This is a genomic window from Inquilinus sp. NPDC058860 (genome assembly GCF_042743185.1).
Classification (GTDB): domain Bacteria; phylum Pseudomonadota; class Alphaproteobacteria; order DSM-16000; family Inquilinaceae; genus Inquilinus.
This window is the reverse complement of record NZ_JBHYMS010000020.1, coordinates 62,423-85,036: the sequence shown is the minus strand read 5'-3', so window position 1 is coordinate 85,036 and position 22,614 is coordinate 62,423. Positions and strand designations below refer to the sequence as shown.

The 22,614-nt window shown below is 70.8% G+C and carries 23 protein-coding genes; 13 read left to right on the top strand and 10 right to left on the bottom strand.

The features are described 5' to 3' along the window. The first annotated feature begins 86 nt into the window (after window positions 1-86). From ACFW16_RS16190 to ACFW16_RS16170, 5 genes are all read left to right on the top strand, one after another. Complete coding sequence (locus ACFW16_RS16190; protein ID WP_380306722.1) at window positions 87-1,286, top strand: MFS transporter; 1,200 nt, start codon at window positions 87-89, stop codon at window positions 1,284-1,286. Between the two features lie 101 nt (window positions 1,287-1,387). Then, window positions 1,388-1,999, top strand: coding sequence for an ArsR/SmtB family transcription factor (locus ACFW16_RS16185; RefSeq protein WP_380306720.1), 612 nt, complete (start codon window positions 1,388-1,390; stop codon window positions 1,997-1,999). Beyond that, the gene (locus tag ACFW16_RS16180) at window positions 1,996-3,225 is read left to right on the top strand and encodes an MFS transporter (protein WP_380306718.1); all 1,230 of its coding nucleotides are present in this window, start codon (window positions 1,996-1,998) and stop codon (window positions 3,223-3,225) included. The genes ACFW16_RS16185 and ACFW16_RS16180 overlap by 4 nt, the downstream gene beginning before the upstream one ends. Before the next feature lie 93 nt (window positions 3,226-3,318). Then, window positions 3,319-3,762, top strand: coding sequence for a MarR family winged helix-turn-helix transcriptional regulator (locus ACFW16_RS16175; RefSeq protein ID WP_380306717.1), 444 nt, complete (start codon window positions 3,319-3,321; stop codon window positions 3,760-3,762). After that, window positions 3,701-4,528 (top strand): NADPH-dependent F420 reductase, encoded by an 828-nt coding sequence (locus tag ACFW16_RS16170; protein WP_380306715.1) that lies wholly within the window; start codon window positions 3,701-3,703, stop codon window positions 4,526-4,528. The genes ACFW16_RS16175 and ACFW16_RS16170 overlap by 62 nt, the downstream gene beginning before the upstream one ends. A gap of 14 nt (window positions 4,529-4,542) precedes the next feature. Here the strand turns inward: ACFW16_RS16170 and ACFW16_RS16165 are convergent, their stop codons facing one another. Further along, window positions 4,543-5,451: a LysR substrate-binding domain-containing protein gene (locus ACFW16_RS16165; protein WP_380306713.1), complete on the bottom strand. Its 909-nt coding sequence runs from the start codon at window positions 5,449-5,451 to the stop codon at window positions 4,543-4,545. Window positions 5,452-5,612: 161 nt separating this feature from the next. Between ACFW16_RS16165 and ACFW16_RS16160 the strand changes: the two genes are divergently transcribed. The 8 genes from ACFW16_RS16160 to ACFW16_RS16125 are packed head-to-tail and all read left to right on the top strand — an operon-like array spanning window position 5,613 to window position 14,559. After that, a complete protein-coding gene (locus tag ACFW16_RS16160; protein ID WP_380306711.1) occupies window positions 5,613-6,533 on the top strand; it encodes an ABC transporter permease in 921 nt (306 codons plus the stop codon). A gap of 10 nt (window positions 6,534-6,543) precedes the next feature. Next, a complete protein-coding gene (locus ACFW16_RS16155; RefSeq protein ID WP_380306709.1) occupies window positions 6,544-7,380 on the top strand; it encodes an ABC transporter permease in 837 nt (278 codons plus the stop codon). A gap of 26 nt (window positions 7,381-7,406) precedes the next feature. After that, window positions 7,407-8,984, top strand: a complete 1,578-nt coding sequence (locus ACFW16_RS16150) for an ABC transporter substrate-binding protein (protein WP_380306708.1) — start codon at window positions 7,407-7,409, stop codon at window positions 8,982-8,984. A gap of 5 nt (window positions 8,985-8,989) precedes the next feature. After that, a complete protein-coding gene (locus ACFW16_RS16145; RefSeq protein ID WP_380306706.1) occupies window positions 8,990-9,802 on the top strand; it encodes a creatininase family protein in 813 nt (270 codons plus the stop codon). Next, window positions 9,799-11,445: an ABC transporter ATP-binding protein gene (locus tag ACFW16_RS16140; protein ID WP_380306704.1), complete on the top strand. Its 1,647-nt coding sequence runs from the start codon at window positions 9,799-9,801 to the stop codon at window positions 11,443-11,445. Before ACFW16_RS16145 ends, ACFW16_RS16140 begins: the two co-directional genes overlap by 4 nt. After that, entirely contained in the window at window positions 11,432-12,115 is a 684-nt protein-coding gene (locus tag ACFW16_RS16135) for an RraA family protein (RefSeq protein ID WP_380306702.1), read from the top strand. The genes ACFW16_RS16140 and ACFW16_RS16135 overlap by 14 nt, the downstream gene beginning before the upstream one ends. Continuing rightward, window positions 12,108-13,664 (top strand): gamma-glutamyltransferase, encoded by a 1,557-nt coding sequence (locus ACFW16_RS16130; protein ID WP_380306700.1) that lies wholly within the window; start codon window positions 12,108-12,110, stop codon window positions 13,662-13,664. The genes ACFW16_RS16135 and ACFW16_RS16130 overlap by 8 nt, the downstream gene beginning before the upstream one ends. Window positions 13,665-13,677: 13 nt before the next feature. Next, entirely contained in the window at window positions 13,678-14,559 is an 882-nt protein-coding gene (locus tag ACFW16_RS16125; RefSeq protein ID WP_380306698.1) for an N-formylglutamate amidohydrolase, read from the top strand. A gap of 67 nt (window positions 14,560-14,626) precedes the next feature. Here the strand turns inward: ACFW16_RS16125 and ACFW16_RS16120 are convergent, their stop codons facing one another. From ACFW16_RS16120 to ACFW16_RS16080, 9 genes are all read right to left on the bottom strand, one after another. Further along, window positions 14,627-15,277: a M23 family metallopeptidase gene (locus ACFW16_RS16120; protein ID WP_380306696.1), complete on the bottom strand. Its 651-nt coding sequence runs from the start codon at window positions 15,275-15,277 to the stop codon at window positions 14,627-14,629. Between the two features lie 214 nt (window positions 15,278-15,491). Then, window positions 15,492-15,818, bottom strand: a complete 327-nt coding sequence (locus ACFW16_RS16115) for a helix-turn-helix domain-containing protein (protein WP_380306694.1) — start codon at window positions 15,816-15,818, stop codon at window positions 15,492-15,494. Window positions 15,819-16,146: 328 nt separating this feature from the next. After that, window positions 16,147-17,205: a substrate-binding domain-containing protein gene (locus ACFW16_RS16110; protein ID WP_380306692.1), complete on the bottom strand. Its 1,059-nt coding sequence runs from the start codon at window positions 17,203-17,205 to the stop codon at window positions 16,147-16,149. Window positions 17,206-17,231: 26 nt separating this feature from the next. Then, entirely contained in the window at window positions 17,232-18,245 is a 1,014-nt protein-coding gene (locus tag ACFW16_RS16105) for a succinylglutamate desuccinylase/aspartoacylase family protein (RefSeq protein ID WP_380306690.1), read from the bottom strand. Between the two features lie 56 nt (window positions 18,246-18,301). Next, window positions 18,302-19,093, bottom strand: a complete 792-nt coding sequence (locus ACFW16_RS16100) for a transporter substrate-binding domain-containing protein (protein ID WP_380306688.1) — start codon at window positions 19,091-19,093, stop codon at window positions 18,302-18,304. Window positions 19,094-19,124: 31 nt separating this feature from the next. After that, window positions 19,125-19,853: an amino acid ABC transporter ATP-binding protein gene (locus tag ACFW16_RS16095; protein ID WP_380306686.1), complete on the bottom strand. Its 729-nt coding sequence runs from the start codon at window positions 19,851-19,853 to the stop codon at window positions 19,125-19,127. Then, on the bottom strand, window positions 19,840-20,490 hold the full coding sequence (locus tag ACFW16_RS16090) for an amino acid ABC transporter permease (protein WP_380306684.1): 651 nt from the start codon (window positions 20,488-20,490) through the stop codon (window positions 19,840-19,842). Before ACFW16_RS16090 ends, ACFW16_RS16095 begins: the two co-directional genes overlap by 14 nt. A 10-nt stretch (window positions 20,491-20,500) precedes the next feature. Beyond that, a complete protein-coding gene (locus tag ACFW16_RS16085) occupies window positions 20,501-21,169 on the bottom strand; it encodes an amino acid ABC transporter permease (RefSeq protein ID WP_380306682.1) in 669 nt (222 codons plus the stop codon). 55 nt (window positions 21,170-21,224) lie between these two features. Next, window positions 21,225-22,526 carry an amino acid deaminase gene (locus ACFW16_RS16080; RefSeq protein WP_380306680.1) on the bottom strand — a complete coding sequence of 434 codons (1,302 nt, stop codon included), beginning with the start codon at window positions 22,524-22,526 and terminating at the stop codon, window positions 21,225-21,227. Window positions 22,527-22,614: the final 88 nt, after the last annotated feature.

The window sequence follows — 22,614 nt, the reverse complement described above, 5'->3', positions numbered from 1 at the left end:
CCCGATAGCGGACGCCATCTCCGCCGCCATGCGCCCCCGGACCACCGTTCGGGGGCTTTTTTTGTTTTCAGAGGGTCCCGACACCGATGCGCAAGGCCGCCACCCCGCCCGCCCTGTCGACGCTGATCCTGATGACCGCCACGTCGGTGGTGACGCTGAACATGATCGTACCGTCGCTGGCCAATATCGCGCGGGACCTGGATGCCGACTACGGCCTGGTCAGCCTCGCCCTCGGCGGGTATCTCGCCGTCTCGGCCGCGGTCCAACTCGGGGTGGGCCCGCTCGCCGACCGGATCGGCCGGCGCCCGGTGCTGCTGGCGGCGCTCGCGGTCTTCACCCTCGCGTCGCTCGGCTGCGCGGTCGCCCAGACCGTGTGGATGCTGCTGGCGTTCCGGATGCTGCAGGCGGCCGTGGTCTCGGGCTACGTCCTGTCGCTCGCGATCGTCCGCGATACGGCCGGGGAGGCCGAGGCCGCACGGCTGCTGGGCCGCATCGGCATGGCGATGGCGCTGGCCCCGATGCTGGGGCCGATGCTGGGCAGCGTCCTGGACGCCGCCTTCGGATGGCGCATGGTCTTCCTGCTCTATGCCGCGGCCGGGGCGGGGCTTCTGTGCCTGGCATGGTCGGATGTGGGCGAAACCCTCCGGCCCTCGGCCGACGCGGGGGATGACGGCAGGCGCCTGACTGCGCTGCTGCGCGAGCCGCTGTTCTGGTGCCATGCGCTGTGCACCGCCTTCTCGACCGGCGCCTTCTACATCTTCCTGGCCGGGGCGCCCCGGATCGCCACCGCCATTTTCGGGATCGGTACGGCGCAGCTGGGGGCGTTCGTCGGCAGCATCACCGCGGGCTTCGTCGCCGGCAGCTGGCTGTCGAGCCGTCTGGTCGGCCGGCATCCGCCGGCGACGGTCATGCTGATGGGCCGGATGGTCGCCTGCCTGGGCCTTCTCGCCGGCCTCGCGGTCATCGCCACGGGCCATCTGACGCCGGCGCTCTATTTCGGATCCACCATCTTCGTCGGGCTGGGCAACGGCATGACGACGCCGAACAGCAATGCCGGCGCGATGTCGGTGCGCCCCCGGCTGGCGGCAAGCGCGGCGGGCATCACCGGCGCCCTGACCGTCCTGGGCGGCGCGCTGATGACGACGCTGACCGGCCTCGCCCTGTCCGGCGAGCCGTCGCCGACGCTCCTGCTGGGGCTGATGCTGCTGGCGTCCTTCCTCGGCCTGCTGGCCGCCGCAGCAGCCATGCGGCTGAACAGCGCCGCGCCCCGCGTTTCGTCGACATAGCCGGACTTCCCCCGGCCGTATGCAAATAAACCTTTGCAAATATTTCTTTGTGAAATTAGGCTGGATGGATGAAGTCGCCTCGCCCTTCGCCGACTCCCGCCGTGGCCGCGCCCCGCGACGTCAGCCGGGTCGTCCCCGATCCGACGGCGCTCAAGGCGCTGGCGCATCCGGTCCGATTACGGATGCTGGGCATGCTCCGGGTCGACGGCCCCGCCACCGCGACGCAGCTGGCGGCGCGGCTGGGCCTGAACAGCGGCGCGACGAGCTATCACCTCCGCCAGCTGGCCCAATACGGCTTCATCGAGGAGAAGCCGGGTCCGTCCCGCCGCGACCGCTGGTGGCGCGCCAGCCATGAGCTGACCTCCGTGCTCGAGACGGACGCCGAGGGCGCGGAGCTGGATGCGGGCGTCGCCTTCACCCAGGCGTCGCTGTCCTTGCAGGTCGGCCAGATGCAGCAGGCCGTCGAGGAGTACGCCGAGCTGCCGGCCCGATGGCGCAAGGCCGCCACAGCCAGCGACATCACCGTCCCGCTGACGGCGGAGCAGGCCGAAGCCCTGACTAGGCGGCTGACCGACATCATGCTGGAGGCGATGCGGGACGCCCCGCCGCTGGGGGAACCGCTGCCCCCGGGCACGGCGCCCTTCACGATCATGCTGCGCGCCTTTCCCTATCCGGGCCGGCTACCGCATCGCGAGGAGGATGCCGGGCCGTGAGCGCACGCGGGCCCTTTCTCGCCCTGGCCGCCGCCGAGACGGTCTCGATCTCCGGCACGAGGCTGTCGACGATCGCCATCCCCTGGCTGGTGCTGAGCACGACGAACAGCCCCATATCGACCGGGCTGGTGGCGATGGCGGAAATGCTGCCCTATGTCGTCGCCAAGGCGCTGGGCGGCCCGCTGATCGACCGTGTCGGCCCCAAGCGGATCGCTATCCTCTGCGATGCGGCCTCGGCGATCGTGGTCGGGCTGGTGCCGCTGCTGCATCTGCTGGGCATGCTCACCGTCCCGGCCCTGCTTCCCGTCGTCTTCGCCCTCGGCGCGCTGCGCGGCCCGGCCGACGCGGCCAAGCAGGCGATGGTCCCCGATATCGCGGAGCTGGCGGCGGTGCCGCTGGAACGGGTGACCGGCGTCGTCGGCACCATCGAAAGGCTGGCATCGACGGTGGGGGCGGCCGGCGCCGGCGCGCTGATCGCCGCGACCGGCCCGGCCCAGGCCCTCGTCTTCAACGCCGTCACCTTCGCCGTCGCCGCCGTGGTCGTCGGGGCGGGCATTCCCGCGTTGCGCCACATCCCGGTCGCGGCAGCGGCGTCCTATGGCCGGGAGCTGCTGGAAGGCTGGAGCTTTCTGCGCCGGGATGCGGTGCTGATGGGCATCGTCATCATGGTGGCGGCCACCAATCTCCTGGACCAGGCCTTTCACGCCGTCCTGCTGCCGGTCTGGACATTGGATGCCGGTCACGGCCCTGAATGGCTGGGGGCGATGCTGGCGGCGTTCTCCGGCAGCTCCATGGTGGGCGCGGCCATCGCCGCCTCGATCGGCGAACGGATGCCGCGCCTCGTCGTCTATACGATCGCGTTCCTCCTGACCGGATTCCCGCGCTTCCTCGTCCTCGCGGTGGACGCGCCGCTCGCGCTCGTCTTCGCCACCCTGGCGGTCGGCGGGTTCGCCTCCGGCTTCCTCAACCCGATCCTGTTCGCCGTGATGTTCGAGCGGATCCCCAAGCCCCTGATGGGTCGCGTCACGTCGATGAGCACTGCGCTCTGCTGGACCCTGATCCCCTTCGGCGGGCTCTTCGGCGGCGCGCTGATCAGCGGCGTCGGCCTTCCCGCCGCGCTGCTGCTGACGGGGCTGGCCTATCTGGCGGCGACGCTGCTGCCGCTGGCGCGCAGGAGCTTCCGCGGATTCGAGAAGCGGCGGGTCGCCGGCGCCAATCTATCCTGAGCAAATTCGCCCATCACCCGGCGCCGGCCGGAGCGGGGGTCGCCTCGGAGAAATTATCTAGCTCACTAGATAATGCTGCACTAGAATACCTCGATGCCTGAGATCAAACCCGATGCCCGTCGCCAGGTCGGCACCCAGCTTTCATTCGCGCTTTACGGTGCGGCCAACCGGATGGCCCGTCTTCACAAGCCATTCCTGGAGCCGCTGGGACTGACGTTCCCGCAGTATCTGGTGATGCTCGAGCTTTTCGCGGGTACGCCGCGCGCTGTCGGAGAGTTGGGCACGAAACTCGGCATGGATACGGGGACGATCACGCCGCTTCTCAAGCGGCTCGAAGCATCCGGCATGGTGACCCGTACACGCGACCGCGACGACGAGCGCCGCGTTCTGATCAACCTCACGGCGGGCGGCGAGGCCCTGCGCGAGGAGCTCTGGGGCATCACCGACAAGATCAAGACCGTCTGCCAACTGACCGATGGCGGATTGGCCGAACTCAGGGACACGCTCAATGCGTTCGCCCGCCCCGCCCGCGACTGAAGCGGCGCTCATCTGCATTCGGGAAGGACATCCCATGAAGATCGGAATCATCGGTGCGGGGAGCATCGGTGCGACCTTGGCACGAAAGCTCGCCGCCGGCGGCCACGAGATCAAGCTCGCCAATTCGAAGGGGCCGGACACCATCCGCGATCTGGCTCGCGACCTCGGCGCCACCGCTGTCTCGAAGGAGAATGCCGTTCAGGGCGTCGAAGCGGTCGTCCTTTCGATTCCGTTTGCGAGGCATCCCGAGCTTGCGGGCCTCTTTGACGACGTGCCCGCCGACGTCGTCGTCGACACCTCCAACTACTATCCGTTCCGCGACGGTGCGATCGCCGAAGTCGAGGGCGGCAAGCCCGAGAGCGTCTGGGTCGGCGAGCGGATCGGTCGACCGGTCGTCAAAGCGTGGAACGCCGTGCTGGCGGCGACGTTGTCCGGGAAGGGACGACCGGCCGGAGCATCGGGTCGCATCGCCATTCCGGTCGCGGGTGATGATCTGAAGGCCAAGGCCATTGCCATGGAGTTGGTAGAGGCCACCGGTTTCGACGCGGTGGATGCGGGGGGCCTCACAGAGTCCTGGCGGCAGCAGCCCGGCACCCCTGCCTATTGCACGGAACTGACGGCGAGCGAACTGGAGTCGGCGCTGCAGTCCGCCGATCGGTCCCGTGCTCCCGGCAGCCGTGAAGCCCTCATCAGGGAGTTCATGGCAGCCGGCGACAAGCTCACCCATGACGAGGTCATCGCCCGCAACCGGGCCGTGACTGCGTGATCATCGAACCTCCACTAATTCGCCCGGCGTTGCGCCGCGACGAGGCGGGAGATGCGGACGAAGTCGAGCACCACCGGCGAGGTCTCGCCGGCCGGCCAGGCGATGGCGAGCTCCACCGCCCGCGGCAGGTCGTCGAGCGGTCGGTACACCAGCTCCGGCAGCGGCATGTGCGACACCCAGGACGGCACGATGCCGAGGCCGACCCCGGCGGCGGCCAGGGTGACGATCGACAGGGTGTGCGAGGCGTCCTGCACCACCATCGGTCGCACCCCGGCCTGGCGGAGCGCGTCCAGCACCAGGTTGCTGTAGCTGGCGCCGAGGATCGGCGCATAGCCGATGAAGGGCTGGCCGGAGAAATCGCGCAGCGACAGGTCGGGCTTGGCGGCGAGCGGATGCGCCCTGGGCAGCACCGCGACGAAGCCTTCGCTCGACAGCCTCTCCATCTGCATGAAGCCGGCCGCATTGGTCGGCCGGATGAAGGCGACGTTGATGCCGCCCGCCTCCAGCGTCTTCAGCTGCTCGGCGGTGGTGAAGGGCACGACGTCGACCGTCACCGCGGGATAGTCCTGGCGGAAGGCGCGGATGATGGCGGGCAGGAACTGCGACAGCGCCAGATGCACGCCGCCGACGACGAGGTGGCCGACATGCTCGCCCGAGATCGCGCGGGTGTGGGAGATGGCGCGGTCCAGGCCGCTCAGCACGTCGCGCGCATGGCGCAGCAGGATCTCGCCGGCCGCGGTCAGCTTGACCCGCCGCGTGGTGCGGTCGAACAGGCGGACGCCGAGCCGCTCCTCCAGCTGCCGGATCTGCTGGCTGAGCGGCGCCTGGGCCATGCCGAGGCGGTCGGCGGCGCGGCCGAAATGCAGCTCCTCCGCCAGGCAGGCGAAGTAGCTCAGATGACGCAGCTCGATGCCCCTATTCATATCTGTGACATATAAATCCCCCTGTAATTTTATGATAGATCCCATGGGATCGCTGTGGTTCGCTAGCGCCCTCGACGCCCCGGATCGGACCCTTTCTTGCCGATCGCGGGCGCCCTCCCGAGACAGGCCCTGCCCGCCCCGACGACGGAGAAGGCTGCTGCATGGTGCGCTTCTGGTCGGTGAAAGCCGCGCGGACCCTCCTGACGCTCTGGTTCGTGGTGACCTTCGCCTTCATCGTCCTGCGCGTCTCGGGCGACCCGGTGCAGTCGCTGCTGGGCCCGGACGCCACCAATGAGGAGATCGCCCAGTTCCGGGAGGCCTGGGGCCTCGACCGGCCGCTGCCCGAGCAGTATCTGCGCTACGTCGTGCAGATGGCGTCGGGCCAGTTCGGCACCTCCTACCGCGACGGAAGGCCGGTGACCGAGATCATCGCCGAGCGTGTGCCCTGGACCGTGCTGCTCGGCCTGTCCGCCTATGCCGTCGCCATCCTGGTCGGGGTGCCGGCCGGCATCGTCGCGGCGCTGCGCCGCGGCTCGGCCCTCGACCGGCTGGTGATGGGCTTCGCCGTGTTCGGCTTCGCCCTGCCGAACTTCTTCCTCGGCATCCTCTTAATTCTGCTGTTCTCGCTGACCCTGCAATGGCTGCCGAGCTCGGGCACCGGCTCGATCCTGCACCTGCTGATGCCGGCGGCGACGCTCGGCGTCTACACCGCCGGCACGCTGGCGCGCTTCACCCGCTCGGCGATGCTGGAGGTCTTGAGCAAGCCCTATATGCGCGCCGCGGCGGCGAAGGGCGCGCCGCCCCTGTACCGGGTGCTGCGCCACGCCCTGCCCAACGCCGCCATCCCGATCGTCACCGTGATCGGCCTCAATCTCGGCGCCCTGGTCGGCGGCGCGGTGGTGGTGGAGACGGTGTTCGCCTGGCCCGGCATCGGCCGGCTGCTGGTCACCGCCGTGACCTCGCGCGACCTCGCCGTGGTGCAGGCGCTGGTGCTGCTGGTCGCCGCCACCATGGTCGCGGCCAATCTCGCGGTCGACCTGCTGTACGGGCTGCTCGACCCGCGCATCCGCACGGCGCGCTGAGGGCCGGGCGATGCGGCGCTTCCCCTGGCTCCTCGCAGCGGCCTTCGCGATCCTGGCGGCGGCGCTGCTGGCCGCCCTGTTCGGCGGCTGGCTGACGCCCTACGGCGTGACCCAGCAGAACCTGCTCGCCCGGCTCAAGCCGCCGTCCTTCCTGGGCGGCGACCCGCGCTACCTGCTGGGCACCGACCGGCTCGGCCGCGACATGGTGGCCCGGCTGGTCGGCGGGCTGCAGATGTCGCTGTCGGTCGCCGTCGCCGGTACGCTGATCGGGGCGGTGGTCGGCAGCGCCATCGGCTTCATCGCCGCGCATTTCCGCGGCTGGGTCGAGGAGTCGCTGATGATGCTGGTCGACTTCCAGGCGTCCCTGCCCTTCATCCTGATCGCGCTGACCCTGCTGGCCTTCTTCGGCAACAGCCTGACGCTGTTCGTCATCCTGATGGGACTGCACGGCTGGGAGTCCTATGCCCGGCTGGCGCGCGGCGTGGTCCTGTCCGCCGCCGGCCAGCCCTATGCCAAGGCGGTGGTGGCGCTGGGCGCCGCGCCGATGCGGCTCTACCTGCGGCACATCCTGCCGAATGTGGCCAGCGCGCTGATCGTCCAGGTCACCCTCAACTTCCCGCAGATCATCCTGCTGGAGACCTCGCTGAGCTTCCTCGGCCTCGGCATCCAGCCGCCCATGACCAGCCTGGGCCAGATCCTCGGCGACGGCCGCGAATACCTGTCCAGCGCCTGGTGGATTGCGGTCTGGCCCGGGCTGGTGATCTTCGCCGTCACCCTGTCGATGAGCATCGTCGGCGACTGGCTGCGCGACCGGCTGGACCCGATGCTGCGCGTCCGCACCGCCTGAGAACGAAACAAACAGAGGAGGCTTCGATGTTCACGAGACGCGGTTTCGGCAAGCTGGCGCTCGGCGCCGGCGCCGTCTCGCTGGCGACACCGCTGCGATACGGACGGGCGGCGGAGCGGCCGGTGCTGACCATCGCGGTCGACAACCTGTGGCAGACGATGTCGCCGATCAACGGCCTCAGCACCACCTCGGGCCGGATCTTCCCCAACTTCTACGACGGGCTGATCGAGCGCGACTACATCTCCGACCCCAACGGCCTGGCGCTGAAGCCGAAGCTGGCGACCAAGTGGCAGCAGAATGGCACGGTCTGGACCATCGAGCTGCGCCAGGGCGTCAAGTTCCACGACGGCACGGACATGACCGCCGAGGACGTCGCCTTCACCCTGGGCGCCGACCGGCTGTGGGGCCCGAAGCCGTTCGAGCCGCGCGGCAAGACCTTCACCGCCGGCTTCAAGCGCGTGGAGGCGACCGGCCCGCACAGCATCGAGATCGAGACCGCGGCGCCCGACCCGAACGTCCCGGGCAAGCTGACCGGCAATATCGGCCTGGTGGTGCCGAAGAAATACTATCTCGAGGTCGGCGTCGACCGCTTCGGCCAGGCGCCGATCGGCACCGGCCCGTACAAGGTCACCACCTTCCGTTCCGGCGAGGTGATGGTGCTCGACGCTTTCGACGGCTATTGGGGCGACCCGCCGCCGGCGCGGCAGCTGGTGTGGAAGATCGTGCCGGAATTCGCGGCGCGGCTGGCCGGGCTGGTGTCGAAGGAGTTCGACTTCATCGTCAACATCCCGACCGACCAGGAGCCGACGCTGGCGGGCTATTCCGACGTCAAGCTGGTCCGCCGCCAGGCCGACAACTACCCGGCCTTCGCCTTCAACACCCTGCCCGACCCGCCGGACAACCCGCTGGTCGACCCGAAGCTGCGCTACGCCATGGTCCAGGGCGTCAACATGGACGAGATCGTCGCGGCCCTGTTCGGCGACGCCACCTTCCACCCGGCGGTGCCGTTCAACTTCAAGGAATACGGCAAGTTCTACGACCCCGACCTGAAGCCGAAGCTGCCCTTCGATCCGGAGCGGGCCAAGGCCCTGGTCAAGGAGACCAGCTATGACGGCCAGAAGCTGCTGTGGCACATCACCCGCCAGTTCTATCCGAACTACGAGGCCGCGGCCGAGATCATGGTCGAGCAGTGGCGCGAGATCGGCGTCAATGTCGAGGCCCAGGTGCTGGACAATTTCGAGCTGGTCTACCGCCGCCCCTACCACCTGATGAACATGTCGATGAGCTCGGACTTCATCCCGGGCGACCCGTACCAGCCGCTGTGGCTGGACTGGGGCCCGACCGCGACCCGTTCCACCGCCAGCTGGAAGTCCTGGACCCCGACGGAAAAATTCGTCGAGCTCGGCCGCGCCTTCGAGAAGGAGACCGAGTTCGAGAAGCGCAAGGCGGCCTATCTCGCTTTGTCCGAGGAGTGGCAGCGGGTCACCCCCGGCTTCTACCTGTGGAAGAGCGTCTACAACTGGGCGCACCGCGCCGACATCCAGTGGACGCCGATCGCCGACAGCGACATGCGCATGTACGGCGACTACCTGAAGCTGGGCTGAGATCGATGCCGCTGCGCAAGCACGCCCTGAAGGACATGACCTTCGTGGAGTTCCGCGAGCGTCTGGCCGAGCGCCCGGTCGTCCTGCTGCCCTTCGGCAGCCAGGAGGAGCAGGGCCCGCATGCCCCGATGGGCGACTACATGCTGACCGAGCGGCTGTCGCTGCTGGCGGCGGAGGCGGCGGATGCGATCGCCGCCCCCACCGTCCCCTTCGGCTATGCCGATTTCTTCCGCACCGTGCCGGGCGGCATCCAGCTGCGCGCCGAGACCTTCTCGGCGGTGCTGGAGGACACGGTGGCCGCCTTCCTCGACCACGGCGTCGAGCATCTGGTGGTGTTCAACGGCCACAGCTCGAACGCGCCGCTGATCGACCAGACGCTGCGCCGCCTGCGGCGCGAGCGCGGCGTGGCGGTGGCGGCGCTGAACATCTGGCGCCTGATCCCGCCGGAGCTGTGGCGCGAGCTGCATGGCGACGCCGCCGGCCGGGCCCGCGGTCATGGCGGCGACCCGCTGACCTCGGTCTATCTGCACCTGTTCCCGGAGCTGATGCGCCCCGACCTGGTGCGCCCGGCCACGCCCTCCCGCGCCTTCGGCCTGCCGACCGACGGCGTCGCCGCGGTCAGCTTCGAGGGGCTGCCGGTGCAGATGCCGCTCGACGTCACCGAGGTCAATCCGGACGGCATGCTGGGCGGCGACCCGACCCTGGCCGACGCCGCGAAAGGCGCCCGCATCGTCGAGCATATCACCGGCTTCACCGCCCGCTTCGTCGCCCATTTCCGCCGCTGCGACCCGCGCCGGGTCGAGACGGCGCCGGCATGACGCCGCTGCTCGCCATCGAAGATCTGCGGGTGCCGCTGCCGCCGGCGGCGGAGCGGCCGGATGCCGTCTCCAACCTGTCGCTGGCGCTCGGCCGTGGCGAGATCCTGTGCGTCGTCGGCGAATCCGGCTCCGGCAAGTCGATGACGGCGCTGGCGGTGATGGGGCTGCTGCCGGCCAACCTGCCGGCGCCGAGCGGTCGCGTGATCTTCGAGGGCCGCGACCTGCTGGCCCTCCCCGAGCGCGAGCGGCGCGACCTCTCCGGCCGCCGCCTCGCCATGATCTTCCAGGAGCCGAGCGCCGCGCTGAACCCGATCTACCGGGTCGGCGACCAGGTGGCCGAGACCTTCCGGCTGCACACCAGGCTCTCCGCCGCCGAGATCCGCGAGCGCGTGCTGGCGCTGTTCCGCGAGGTCCGCCTGCCCGACCCCGAGCAACTGTACCACAGCTATCCGCACCAGCTGTCCGGCGGGCAGTGCCAGCGGGTGATGATCGCGACGGCGCTGGCGCTGGACCCCGCCATCCTGATCGCCGACGAGCCGACCACCGCGCTCGACGTCACCACCCAGGCGCAGATCCTGCGGCTGATGCTGGACCTGCGGCAGAAGCACGGCACCGGCATCCTGTTCATCACCCATGATTTCGGCGTGGTCGCCGAGATCGCCGACCGGGTCGCGGTGATGCAGAACGGCCAGCTGGTCGAGGAAGGCCCGCGCGACCGGGTGCTGCGGCGGCCGCAGGCGGCCTACACCCGCGACCTGCTGGCCGCGGTGCCGATGCTGGAGCCGCGGCGCGCCCGGCCGGGGCTGGGTCCGGTCGCGGTCTCGGCCAAAGGCATCGCCAAGACCTTCCGCAAATCCGGGCTGTTCGGCGGCGGCCGCAGCGTCAAGGCGGTGGACGGGGTCGATGTCGAGATCCGCCGCGGCGAGACCCTGGGGCTGGTCGGCGAATCCGGCTCCGGCAAATCCACTTTGGCGCAATGCGTCATCCGGCTGATCGAGCCCGAGCGCGGCGACATCACGCTGCCGGGCGGCTCCTTCTCCGCCCTCAAGGGCAAGGCGCTGCGGGCGGCGCGCCGGCGGGTGCAGATCGTGTTCCAGGATCCCTACAGCGCGCTCGACCCGCGGCAGAGCGTCGGCGCCGCGATCGCCGAGGGGCCGGTGATCCACGGCCTCGACCGGGCCGAGGCCCGGCAGCGCGCGCTCAAGCTGCTGCAGGCCGTCGGCCTCGACGCCGAGGCGGCCGGCCGGTTCCCGCACGAATTCTCCGGCGGCCAGCGCCAGCGCATCTGCATCGCCCGGGCGCTGGCGATCGAGCCGGACCTGCTGATCGCCGACGAATCCGTCTCGGCGCTCGACGTCTCGGTCCAGGCCCAGATCCTCGACCTGCTGGCCGCGATGCAGCAGCGGCTGGGCTTCGCCATGCTGTTCATCACCCACGACCTGCGCGTGGCCAGCCGGATCTGCGACCGCATCGCCGTGATGCGCCAGGGCCGCATCGTCGAGGAGGGCGAGCCCGCCGCCCTCTTCGGCGCCCCGCGCGAGGCCTATACGCGCGAGCTGCTGTCGGCCGTGCCCGGCCGCGACTGGGGCCGCGACGGGGGTGCCGCCGGGCCGGAAGGAGCGAAGCTGCATGAGAAAGTATGAGATCGGCGCCGTGCCGCCGCAGATCGCCCCGGCCCTGGCCGGGAAGCTGGCCCGGGTCGAGATCGCCACGATCGGCCATTTCCGCCATCGCGGCTTCGTCCACCGCAGCATCGCGCCGCTGCTTCCGGTGCGCGGCACGCTGGTCGGCACCGCCGTCACGGTCGCCATCCCGGGCACGGATTCGACCCTGCTGCACCACGCCATCGGCCTGCTGCGGCCGGGCGACGTGCTGGTGATCGACCGGCTCGGCGACGACCGCCACGCCTGCCTCGGCGGCGGCGTCGCCCGGGCGGTGAAGCGGACCGGCGCCGTGGCCGTGGTGCTCGACGGCCCCTGCACCGACCCGGAGGAGATCCGCGAGGCCGGGCTGCCGGTCTGGTGCCGCGGCGCCTCGGCGATCACCACCCGGCTGAACGACCTGGGCGGGGCGCTGAACCTGCCGGTCGCCTGCGGCAATGTCCCGGTGCTGCCGGGCGACGCGATCCTGGCCGACGCCACCGGCGTGCTGGTCCTGCCGCCCGGGGAGGCCGAGGCGGCGGCCGACGAAGCGATCGCCCGCGAGGCCCGCATCGCCGAGCGGCAGGCTCGCGCCCAGGCCGGGCAGAAACTGGGCGACCTCTCCGGCGCCAGCCGGCTGGTCGCCGCCGACCAGGAGGCCGACCATGGCTGATCCCCGCTTCGCCGCCGCCCGGGTCGAGCGCTGGCAGTTACACAAGCCGGCGGCCAGCGGGCCGCACGGCGTCGTCACCTCCCAGCACTGGGCCGCGGCCGAGGCCGGCGCCGCGGTGCTGGAGGCCGGCGGCAACGCCGTCGACGCCGCGGTCACCGGCGCCCTGGTGCTGCAGACGGTCGAGCCCTGGATGAGCGGCCTCGGCGCCTGCGGCTATCTGCTGGTGGCGGAGCCGGACGGCCGGGTGGAGGTGGTGGAGTTCACCGGCCGCGCGCCGCTGCGCTTCGACCCCGAGACCTACCGGCCGGACCCGGAGGGGTCGACCACCTTCCTCGGCATGCCGGCCTCGGCGAACCAGGCCAATGTCCGCGGCTACGCGGCGGCGGTGGTGCCCGGCTGCGTCGCCGGCCTGGCCGAGGCGCTGCGGCGCTTCGGCACGATCGGCTTCGACCGCGCCCTGACGCCGGCGATCGAGCGCGCCCGCCAGGGCATGGCCGTCGACTGGCACGCCACGCTCGCCATCGCCATGGCCGAAGCCGACCTGCGCCGCGACGACGGCGCCCGCGCCGTGCTGATGCCCGGCGACACGGTGCCGGAGCCGGACACCGTGCTGCCGCTGCCGGCGCTGGCCGCGACGCTGGAGCGGCTGGCCGAGGCCGGGCCGGAGGATTTCTACACCGGCCGGACCGCCGAGCGCCTGGCCGAGGACCTGCGCCGCGGCGGCAGCTTCATCACCGCCGAGGACCTGGCCGCCTACCGGCCGAGCGTCTACCAGGCCTCCGCGGCCGAGATCGCCGGCCGGCAGGTCCATGTCGCCGGCGACAGCAGCGGCGGCCGCCGGCTGCACGGAGCGCTCCGCCAGTTCGACGCGCAGCGCGGCGCCGGGCCGCTAGACCCCGGCTTCTACACGGCGATGACGGCGGCGCTGCGCGACGCCTTCGCCGGCCATCGCGCCCGGCTGACCCCGGCCGAGCTGAGCACGACCTCCAGCACCACCCAGCTCAACGCCGCCGACCGCGACGGCCGCATGGTGGCGCTGACCTTCACCCTCCTGAACCGCTTCGGCGCCCGGGTGCTGTCGCCCGCGACCGGCGTGCTGCTGAACAACGGCATGTCCTGGTTCGACCCGCGGCCCGGCCGGGCGAACAGCCTGCGGCCCGGCGCCTTCGGGCCCAACAACATGTGCCCGGTGGCGATCACCGACGCCGACGGCCCGCTCGCCGTGCTCGGCGCCTCCGGCGGCAACCAGATCGTGCCGGCGCTGGCCCAGGTGGCCGCCATGCTGCTGCATGCCGGGATGGGCGTCGAGGAGGCGCTGAACGCGCCGCGCATCAATGCCGGGCCGGCCGCCGGCATCACCGTCGACATCGACCTGCCGGCGGATTGCGTCGCCGCGCTGGAGCCGCTGGGCCCGATCCGCCCGGCCCAGCGCGCGGTCTATCCCCGCCCCTTCGCCTCGCCCTCGGCCATCGCCCGCGAGGGCGGCGGCTTCACCGGCATGGCCGACACCACCTACCCCACCTCCCAGGCCTCCGCCGCGACCCGCTGACCGCCACCCGCCGATGACCCAGCCCGCCCCCCGCATCGAGGCCGTCGAGATCGACGGCGTCCTCTCCGTCGTCCCGCCGCGCGGCACGCCGAGCCCGATGGTGTTCGACAGCCCGCACAGCGGCCTGGCGCTGCCGGCGGATTTCCGCCCGGCGGTGCCGCCGGCGCTGGTGCGCATGGCATCCGACACCCATGTCGACGCGCTGTTCGACTTCGCGCCGGATCTCGGCGCCCCCTTCCTGGTCGCCCAGTTCCCGCGCAGCTTCCTCGACGTCAACCGGTCGCTGCTCGACGTCGATCCCGAGCTGGTCGACGGCCCGTGGCCGCATCCGGTGCGCGACAGCGGCTCGACCCGGCGCGGCATGGGGCTGATCTGGCGCTACGCCTGGGGCGACGCGGCGATGTACGACCGGCGCCTGGCGGTGGCCGAGGTCGAGGCCCGGATCGACCGCTACTGGCGGCCCTATCACGACCGGCTCAAGGCCCTGCTCGACGCGGTGCACGGCGCCTTCGGCCGGGTCTACCACGTCAACTGCCACTCGATGCCGGCCTTCGGCCACGCCCTGTCGCCCGACCCGGCCGGCACGGTGCGGCCCGACTTCGTGCTCGGCGACTATGACGGCGCCAGCTGCGAGCCCGGCTTCGTGCAACTGGCCGCCGAGACCCTGCGCGGCCTCGGCCATTCGGTCGCGCTCAACGTGCCGTTCCGCGGCGCCGAGCTGGTCTCGGCCTATTCCGACCCGCCCCGCGGCCGCCACAGCCTGCAGATCGAGATCAATCGCCGGCTGTACATGGACGAGGAGAGCCGGGAGCGGACGGCGGGGTTCGAGGGGTTGCGCGGGGATCTGGGGGTGTTGGGGCGGGTGCTGCGCGACTACGCGGCGGGCCGGCCTTGAGCCCCAGATCCCGAAGGCGCCGGCCACGCGTCCAGGCTGTTGATCCTGGCAGAATGACAGCCCCTCTCTACGAGCCCCGGGCGGCCAGATCGATCAGATATTGGGTGGGGTTCAGCAGGCTCGGCGGCCGCGGCTTGTGCGCCTTCCAGCTCGAATTCTGGATGGTTCCGGAGATGTAGGTTTCGAAATGGCACATCTGACTGCCGCTGCTCATGAGCCCGACGCGGCCGATCTTGTCGCCGGCATTCACTTTGGAACCGACATTCAGGCCGAACTGAATCAAGGAGTCCGGTGCGACCTCGCCGTAGTTGATCACGATCCCGCTGTCGCACTGGATCAGCAGTGCATATGTCCCCAGGTAGAAATGATAGAAATTGACGATCGTTCCGCTTTCGCAGGCGCGGATGATCTCGCTGGCCTTGCCCCACAGATCCACGCCGGCGTGATGCCGTGCCCCGCCCCCGCGCGGCGCCATGAACCGCCTGGATGCATTGCTGGTGACGATGTCGCCGTCGCCTTCTTCGTAGTTGACCTCCCGGCCGCGTCTATCGGTCGTGCGGATCGGCCAATAGACCGCCCCTGACGCGGCCGGAGCAAATGGGACGCCGCCGACCTGAGCTGGCGCGCTGGGCGCGGTCCAAGCCGGTGGGTTTGGGATCGTGGGGGCCCTGGGCATCAATGCCTCCATGAAACAGGATAATGAAACGACTTCGGTCAATCGTGCACATATCGGGCCGAGCCTGGCTGGGACGATAATGTCCCGGCGACGGAAACGCCGCCCATCTCGGCGTTGGCAGAAGAGGACTGTACGATAGTGCCGCCGCAGCGACCCCGTCATCCTTCAAACGGGGGATGTCGGTTTGGCTGTTCCCGCCCCAGCCGTTCCCTCGGCGCGTGTTGCGTTCGCTTCCGCCACGTCCTGATACGTGCTCTCAGGCAATCGCCCGCAGTCCCTTTGCCTTTACGAGATTCAGCAGCTTCAGCGAGGGTCCGTCCGGCCGCTTCTCGCCGCGCTCCCATTTGCTGACGGCATCCTTCCGGACGTTCAGGTAGTGCGCAAAGACAGGCTGCGACACCTGCTCGCGTTCGCGCAGAGCCCGGATTTCATCGGGTGTCAAAGGCTCGACCGGCGTCAGGCACAAAGCGTCGAACTCGCGCATGGTCGCCTTGTCCACGAGACCGGCCTTGTGCAGGCCCGCCGCGGTCTTGTGGACCGATGCAAGGATGCCGCTCTCACCCCTTCTCTTCGTCACCGCCATCGCTCATCACCTCGATCAACTCTCCCGCAGCCTGATACCAGCGGGCGCATGAAAGGATCGTCATTGCGAGTGCAGCGAAGCAATCCAGGACCGCACGAGCGGAGACATGGATTGCTTCGTCGGCTTCGCCTCCTCGCAATGACGGATCTCTTGCATGAGAGTCCTTTACTTTATTGTCATTGCCGGGCTTGACCCGGCAATCCAGTGAATGTCGACATCTTCTGGATGCCCGGGTCAAGCCCGGGCATGACAGCAAGAATAGGTGAATAGTCCTTCAGCCGATTGCCCTGCTGCAGGCTGTCACCGCGCGAACCCCGAGGTTCGCTCTCTACCCGCTCGCCCGCACCACCAGGCTCAGCTCCACCAACTCGATCCCGCGCTCCGGCCTCTCCCCGCCCAGGCGGGCCAGCAGCATGCGGCCGGCGCGGCGGCCGATGTCGTCGCTGTCGATCCGCACCGTGGTCAGGCCCGGCTCCAGCGCCTCCGACAGCTCGATGTCGCCGAAGCCGGCCACGGCCAGGTCGCCCGGAACGGCCAGGCCGCGGCGCCGCGCCTCGGACAGTGCGCCGATCGCCAGCAGGTCGTTGCCGAAGAAGGCGGCGTCGAGCGGCTCGCCCTGGTCCAGCAGCGCGGCCATTGCCCGGCGTCCCTCGGCCAGGCCGGCCGGGCCGTCGACCGGCAGCTCGGCCGCCGGGCGCAGCCCGTGCTTGGCCAGGCCCTCCTTGAAGCCCTGCAGCCGCAGCACGCCGCGGCCGCCGCCGCGGCCGACATAGGCGATGCGGCGATAGCCGCGCTCGCCGAAATGCTCGCCCACCAGCCGGCCGCCGTCGAAGTTGGAGAAGCCGACCAGCATGTCGATCGGGTCCTGTGGATAGGCCCAGGTCTCCATCACCGGCACGCCGAGCGAGCGCAGCGCCTCGCGGTTCTCCTCCAGCTCGATCACGCCGGTGAACAGCACCGCCGCCGGCCGCAGCTCGCGCAGCGACCCGATCATCGCCGTCTCGCGCGCATAGGAATACGCGGTCTCGCCCATCATCAGCCGGTAGCCCGCCGGCTCCAGCACGTCGGCACAGGCCCGCACGGCGCGGGAGAACTGGGGGTTGGCGATGTTGGAGACGAAGGCGGCGACCAGGGTCGACGGCGCAGCCTCGGCCTCGGCCGCGGCCCCGGCCGACGTCACCGCCGCGGGCCGGCCGCCGGAGCGCAGGCGGATCGCGTCCTGGTTCGGCGCGTAGCCGGTCTGCTCGATCGCCGCCTGGATGCGGCGGCGCTTGTCCTCCGCCACCTTCTCCGGCTGGCGCAGCGCGCGGGAGACGGTGATCGGCGACACCCCGGCGATGCGCGCGACCTCGTCGATGCGGGGCGGCCGCTTCTCCGAATCCGTCATCCGCTCCCCTTTGTCCGGCCGGCGCCTCACTGGCCGGGGTCCAGCACCTCGGCCACCTGGATCAGACAGTCGCCCGGTTCGCACCGGCTGTGCAACCGGTGCGAGATCACCACGCCGGCCTCGGCGAAGCGCAGCGGCGCCTCCGCCACCTCCAGCCGGTCGAGATCATGATACCAGCCGGCCAGGTCCCCGACCTCGACCTCGGCGCCGACCTCGACCGCCGGCTCGAACCAGCCGGGCGCCGTGGCATAGATCGCCTGGGCGTGCCGGGCCAGGGACAGGAGGCGCATCGGTCTCGCTGCCGGCGCCGGGCCCAGCAGCGGCGCGTCGATCACGCCGAGCGCCAGCAGAAGGGCGTCGATCGCGGCCGAGGCGCCGCGCATCGTCGCCGGCGTCACCGTGCCGCCGCCGCCGAACTCGCCGGACAGGCCGATGGTGCCGGCCCGCGCCGCGGCGCCCATCGAGGTCGGCGCCGCCGGCCCGTTGTCGGCGATGAAGCCCCAGGGCAGGCCCAGCGCCCGCATCAGCGCCACCGCCCGCTCCTGCCGCGCCGGATCGGCGTGCCGCTCGATCAGGGCGCAGGGCAGATGCGCCATCGAGGTGCCGCCGGAATGCAGGTCGAACACCACGTCGTGGCGCGGGAACAGCTCATGCTCGAGGAAATGGGCGATGCGCCGGGTCGGGGTGCCGTCCGGGTCGCCCGGGAAGGCGCGGTTGAGGTTGCCGCCGTCGAGCGGCGAGCAGCGCGTCGACGCCCGCACCGCCGGTGCGTTGGCCATCGGCAGGATGGTCACCGCGCCGCGCATCCGGGCCGGGTCCAGCCGGCGGATCAGCCGGGCCAGGGCGAACTCGCCCTCGTATTCGTCGCCATGGTTGCCGGCCATCAGCAGCACGCTGGGGCCGTCGCCGTTCCGGATCCGCGCGACCGGGACCTTGACGTGGAAATAGGGCGACCGGTCGACCGAGAAGGGGATTCCCAGATGGTCCAGGACGCGGCCGTCGGCGTCGAAATCGATGGTGTGGAACAGACCCGTATGCATCTCGGTCCTCGGGGCGCGGGGAATGCCGCCGCCCGGCGGGGCGACGGCGAAAGGCTTCACATGAGAGGCAGCTGCTGCGCCGCGCCGAACCAGGTGGTCTGCAGCTTGGCCAGCTTGCCGTTGAGGCGGTTGTAGTAGAGGAAGGTGTTGATCCAGTTCAGCAGGTCCGGCTGGCCGTGCTGGATCACGACATGGGCGGGCGACTGGCGGATCAGGAACTTCAGCTCCACCTCCTTGCCCGGGTTCTGCTGCGACACGGTGCGGGCGATGGCGCTGTTCTCGGCGAACATCTCGGCCTGGCCCGACAGATAGGCGGCGACGGCCGACGGCGCGTCCTCGAAGCGGTTATAGGCGGCGTCGGGCGCGTTCTCGGTCAGCCACAGGTCCAGCGTCGTGCCCTTGGCCACGGCGATGCTGTGGCCGGCCATGGCCGCGGCATCCTCGAACGGCTTGATGCTCTTCGGCCCGTAGACGCCGAGGTCGACCGCGGCATAGGGCTGCGAAAAGGACACCTGCTGCGCCCGCTCCGGCGTGGCGCCGGCGGCGGCTATCAGCACGTCGACCTTGTCGGCCAGCAGGCTCGGGATCCGGCTGGCGCCCGTGACCTGAACCAACTCGAGCTCCACGCCCATGTCGGCGGCCATCAGCCTGGCCAGGTCGATGTCGAGGCCCACGGCCTCACCCTTCTCGTCCTTGAAGCCCCAGGGCGCCACATCCATCAGCACCCCGACCCTGAGCTTGCCGGCGTCGAGCACGTCCTGCAGCTTGTCGGCCTGGGCCGCGGCCGGCAGAACCAGGGCCGCGACCGCCGCGGCGGCGGCCAGCAGGCGGCGGAATCCGGTGATCATGTGAGAACCTCCTTCTGTTTGTTTGTTCGAGTCACTGCACGGAACCGATGAAGCTGCGCAGCTCCGGCGTCTGCGGAGCGCCAAAAATCCGGTCCGGCGGCCCCTCCTCCCAGACCTTGCCTTCGTGCATGAAGACGATCTTGGTCGCGACGTTGCGGGCGAAGCCCATCTCGTGCGTCACCAGGATCATGGTCATGCCCTGGCGCGCCATCTGCTCCATCACCCGCAGCACCTCGCCCACCAGCTCGGGGTCGAGGGCCGAGGTGACCTCGTCGAACAGCATCAGCTGCGGCGACATGGCGAGGCAGCGGGCGATGGCGACGCGCTGCTGCTGGCCGCCGGACAGCCGCTCGGGCCAGGCGTCGATCTTGTCGGCCAGGCCGACCCGGCCCAGCACCTCCGCCGCCAGCGCCCGCGCCTCGCCCTTGCGGATCCGGCCGGTCAGGATCGGCGCCAGGGTGACGTTGCGCTCGACCGTCAGATGCGGGAACAGGTTGTAGCTCTGGAACACGATGCCGACGCGCTGGCGCAGCGCCCGCAGCTCCTTCATGCCGGCGCGGACCGGCTTGCCCTCGATCCGCACCTCGCCGTCCTCGATCGTCTCCAGCGCGTTGATGCAGCGCAGCAGCGTCGACTTGCCGGAGCCGGAACGGCCGATGATGGTGACGATCTCGCCCTCCGCCACATCCAGCGAGACGCCCTTCAGCACCTCGACCGGACCGAAGCGCTTGCACAGGTTCCGGACTTCAACGAGCGCCATTGAGACGGGCCTCCAGCGAGCGCGACCAGGTGGTCAGGGGAAAGCAGATCGCGAAGTAGATCGCGGCGACGACGGCGTAGGTCAGCAGCGGCTGGAAGGTGGCTGCGCTGGCGATCTGCCCGGCCCGCGCCAGCTCGACGAAGCCGACGACCGAGGCCAGCGAGGTGTTCTTCACCAGCTGCACCAGGAAGCCGACCGTGGCCGGCAGGGCGATGCGGAAGGCCTGCGGCCCGATCACCCAGCGGAACTGCTGCCACTTGGTCAGGCCCAGGCATTCCGCCGCCTCCCACTGCGCCGGCTTCACCGCCTCGATGCCGCCGCGCCAGATCTCGCCCAGGAACACCGCGGTCCAGATGGTGTAGGCGACGCCGACGGCGACCAGCGCCGGCACGTCGACGCCGAGGAACACCGGCATGCCGAAATAGAAGAACATCAGCAGGCCGAGCAGGGGCACGCCCTGCACCAGCTGCAGCAGCAGCGCCGCGATCCAGCGCGGCAGCGCCGCCCGCCCGGCGCGCATCACGGCGAGGCCGAGGGCCAGCGGCCCGCCGCAGCCGAGCGCGATCAGGGTCAGCGCCACGGTCCATTGCAGCGCGGACAGGAGCGACAGCAGATCGCCGGCGGAAAAGATGCGCATTCCCGCCCTCCTAGCGCCGGACCGGCCAGCGGAAGGCCAGCCGGCCGGCCGCCGCGAACAGCAGCTTGAAGGCCACCACCATCGCCAGATACAGGACGCAGACCACGGCATAGACCTCGAAGCTGCGGAAGCTGCGGCTCTCGACGAATCCCGCGGTGTGGAACAGCTCCTCCGCCGAGACCTGGGAGGCGAGCGAGGAGCCGAGCAGCAGCAGCACGAACTGGCTGGTGATCGACGGGTAGACGTTGCGCAGCGCCGGCGGCAGCACGACGTGGCGGAACACCTGCCAGCGCGTGAGCCCGAGGCAGGACGCGGCCTCCACCTGGCTGCGGTGGATCGAGTCGAGGCCGGAGCGCACGATCTCGGTGGCATAGGCGCCGAAATAGAGGCTCAGCGCCACGGCCGCCGCCTCGAAGGGCGGCAGCCTCAGCCCGATCCCCGGCAGCACGAAGAAGATCAGGAACAGCTGGATCAGCGCCGGCGTGTTGCGGATCAGCTCGACATAGGCGCGGACCAGCAGCCGCAGCGGCCGCGGGCCGTGGCGCAGCGCCAGCGCCCCGGCAACGCCGATCAGGAGGCCCGCCGCCGCGGCGATGCCGGTCAGCAGCAGCGTCATCAGGGCGCCGTCCAGCAGTTGCCCCTCGTAGCGCCATAGCGGCCGGAAGTTCAGTCGATCCATGACAACGTTGTCTTCTCAGGACGCAGGCGGGCGGCGGCGACGATCATCGGCCGGATCAGCCGAAGCAGGTGGGATAGGCGGCCTGGATGCGGCACCGGCCGTCGATGCCCCAGATCACGCGCCAGCGGTCGAGGCAGGTGCAGGGGTGGGAGATGCCGAACTCGACCACGTCGCCGACCGCGACTTGGCTGCCGGCGCCGAGCGCCAGGAAGGCGTGCTGGTCGTTCAGCTTCGCCACCTTCGCTTCGTCCGGCCCGGCGAAGCCGTGCACCGGCCGGCCGTCGCGGTGCAGTCGCAGCGGCGTCGGCAGGTCCTGGTCGTGGGAGACGTCGCGCATGCCCATGCCGCAGACGGCGAGGCCGGGCTCGGGCCGCGACAGCACCTCGGCCCAGATCCGCAGCGTCGGGCGGAAGCCGTCCGACGCGCTCGCGGGTTCGCCGCCGAGGCGGAAGCCCTGCCGGGCGTCGAGCGCCGCCAGGCCGCGCTTGTAGATGCCGTGGTCGTGGAAGAAGATCGCGCCGCTGCGCAGCACCAGCCGGGCCTTGCCGTCGGCGGCCGCGACGGGACCGAGATATTGCACAATCAGGTCGAAATAGACCGAGCCGCCGGCGGTCAGGATCAGCGGCGCCTGCGGCCCGACCGCCGCGCGGACCTTGCCGAACGCCTCCGCCGCCAGCGCGGCGAGGCCGGCGATCGCGACCTTGGTCCGCTCCGCATCCGCCGTCGCCGCCGCGCCCTCATAGGCGCCGACACCGGCCAGGCGTAGCCGACCCTCGCTGGCCCTGACCGCGGCGATCACCCGCTCCGCCGCCGCCAGGTCGCGGGCGCCGGCGCGGCCGGACCCGACCTCGACCACCACCGGCAGCGGCGCCAGCCGCGCCTCGTTCCAGGCGGCGTCCAGCGCCGCGGCGGCCTCGGGGGAATCGACGAAGGCGTAGATCTCGGCCCGGGGATAGGCCTCGTGCAGCCGGGCCAGGCGGCGCGCGCCGCCCGGGCCGCCGACCTGGTTGGCCAGCAGCAGACGGTTCAGCCCGGCGCGCAGCATCACCGCGGCCTGGCGGATGTCGGCCACCGTGGTGCCCCAGGCCCCGGCCGCGACCAGCGAGGCCGCCAGCGCCGGCGCCATCGGCGTCTTGGCATGCGGTGCGATCGCCGCCCCCTGCTCCGCCGCATAGCGCAGCATCAGCGCCCGATTGCCGGCGAAGGCCTCCTCGTCCAGGGTCAGCACCGGCAGCGACATCGCGCCCTCGGCCGGGTGCCAGCCCTGCGCCGCCACGGCATCCAGCGGGATCGGCCCGGCGCCCGGCGGCACGCCCCGGATGCCGTCATGCAGCATGTCGATGCTCCCGTCGGCCACGATCGCCGCTCCCCTTCCCTGCCTTCGGGCTTTGTTAGACGGCAGCGGCGGGTTATCTGTCAAGACAACGTTGTCATAAATCCATGAG

Coding starts and splice junctions, on each gene's coding strand:
- ACFW16_RS16160 (WP_380306711.1), top strand. CDS start 5,613: ATGGTGCGCTTCTGGTCGGTGAAAGCCGCGCGGACCCTCCTGACGCTC.
- ACFW16_RS16165 (WP_380306713.1), bottom strand. CDS start 5,451: ATGAATAGGGGCATCGAGCTGCGTCATCTGAGCTACTTCGCCTGCCTG.
- ACFW16_RS16140 (WP_380306704.1), top strand. CDS start 9,799: ATGACGCCGCTGCTCGCCATCGAAGATCTGCGGGTGCCGCTGCCGCCG.
- ACFW16_RS16150 (WP_380306708.1), top strand. CDS start 7,407: ATGTTCACGAGACGCGGTTTCGGCAAGCTGGCGCTCGGCGCCGGCGCC.
- ACFW16_RS16145 (WP_380306706.1), top strand. CDS start 8,990: ATGCCGCTGCGCAAGCACGCCCTGAAGGACATGACCTTCGTGGAGTTC.
- ACFW16_RS16170 (WP_380306715.1), top strand. CDS start 3,701: ATGGCGGATTGGCCGAACTCAGGGACACGCTCAATGCGTTCGCCCGCC.
- ACFW16_RS16125 (WP_380306698.1), top strand. CDS start 13,678: ATGACCCAGCCCGCCCCCCGCATCGAGGCCGTCGAGATCGACGGCGTC.
- ACFW16_RS16155 (WP_380306709.1), top strand. CDS start 6,544: ATGCGGCGCTTCCCCTGGCTCCTCGCAGCGGCCTTCGCGATCCTGGCG.
- ACFW16_RS16100 (WP_380306688.1), bottom strand. CDS start 19,093: ATGATCACCGGATTCCGCCGCCTGCTGGCCGCCGCCGCGGCGGTCGCG.
- ACFW16_RS16110 (WP_380306692.1), bottom strand. CDS start 17,205: ATGACGGATTCGGAGAAGCGGCCGCCCCGCATCGACGAGGTCGCGCGC.
- ACFW16_RS16085 (WP_380306682.1), bottom strand. CDS start 21,169: ATGGATCGACTGAACTTCCGGCCGCTATGGCGCTACGAGGGGCAACTG.
- ACFW16_RS16190 (WP_380306722.1), top strand. CDS start 87: ATGCGCAAGGCCGCCACCCCGCCCGCCCTGTCGACGCTGATCCTGATG.
- ACFW16_RS16175 (WP_380306717.1), top strand. CDS start 3,319: ATGCCTGAGATCAAACCCGATGCCCGTCGCCAGGTCGGCACCCAGCTT.
- ACFW16_RS16115 (WP_380306694.1), bottom strand. CDS start 15,818: ATGGCGGTGACGAAGAGAAGGGGTGAGAGCGGCATCCTTGCATCGGTC.
- ACFW16_RS16130 (WP_380306700.1), top strand. CDS start 12,108: ATGGCTGATCCCCGCTTCGCCGCCGCCCGGGTCGAGCGCTGGCAGTTA.
- ACFW16_RS16090 (WP_380306684.1), bottom strand. CDS start 20,490: ATGCGCATCTTTTCCGCCGGCGATCTGCTGTCGCTCCTGTCCGCGCTG.
- ACFW16_RS16095 (WP_380306686.1), bottom strand. CDS start 19,853: ATGGCGCTCGTTGAAGTCCGGAACCTGTGCAAGCGCTTCGGTCCGGTC.
- ACFW16_RS16135 (WP_380306702.1), top strand. CDS start 11,432: ATGAGAAAGTATGAGATCGGCGCCGTGCCGCCGCAGATCGCCCCGGCC.
- ACFW16_RS16105 (WP_380306690.1), bottom strand. CDS start 18,245: ATGCATACGGGTCTGTTCCACACCATCGATTTCGACGCCGACGGCCGC.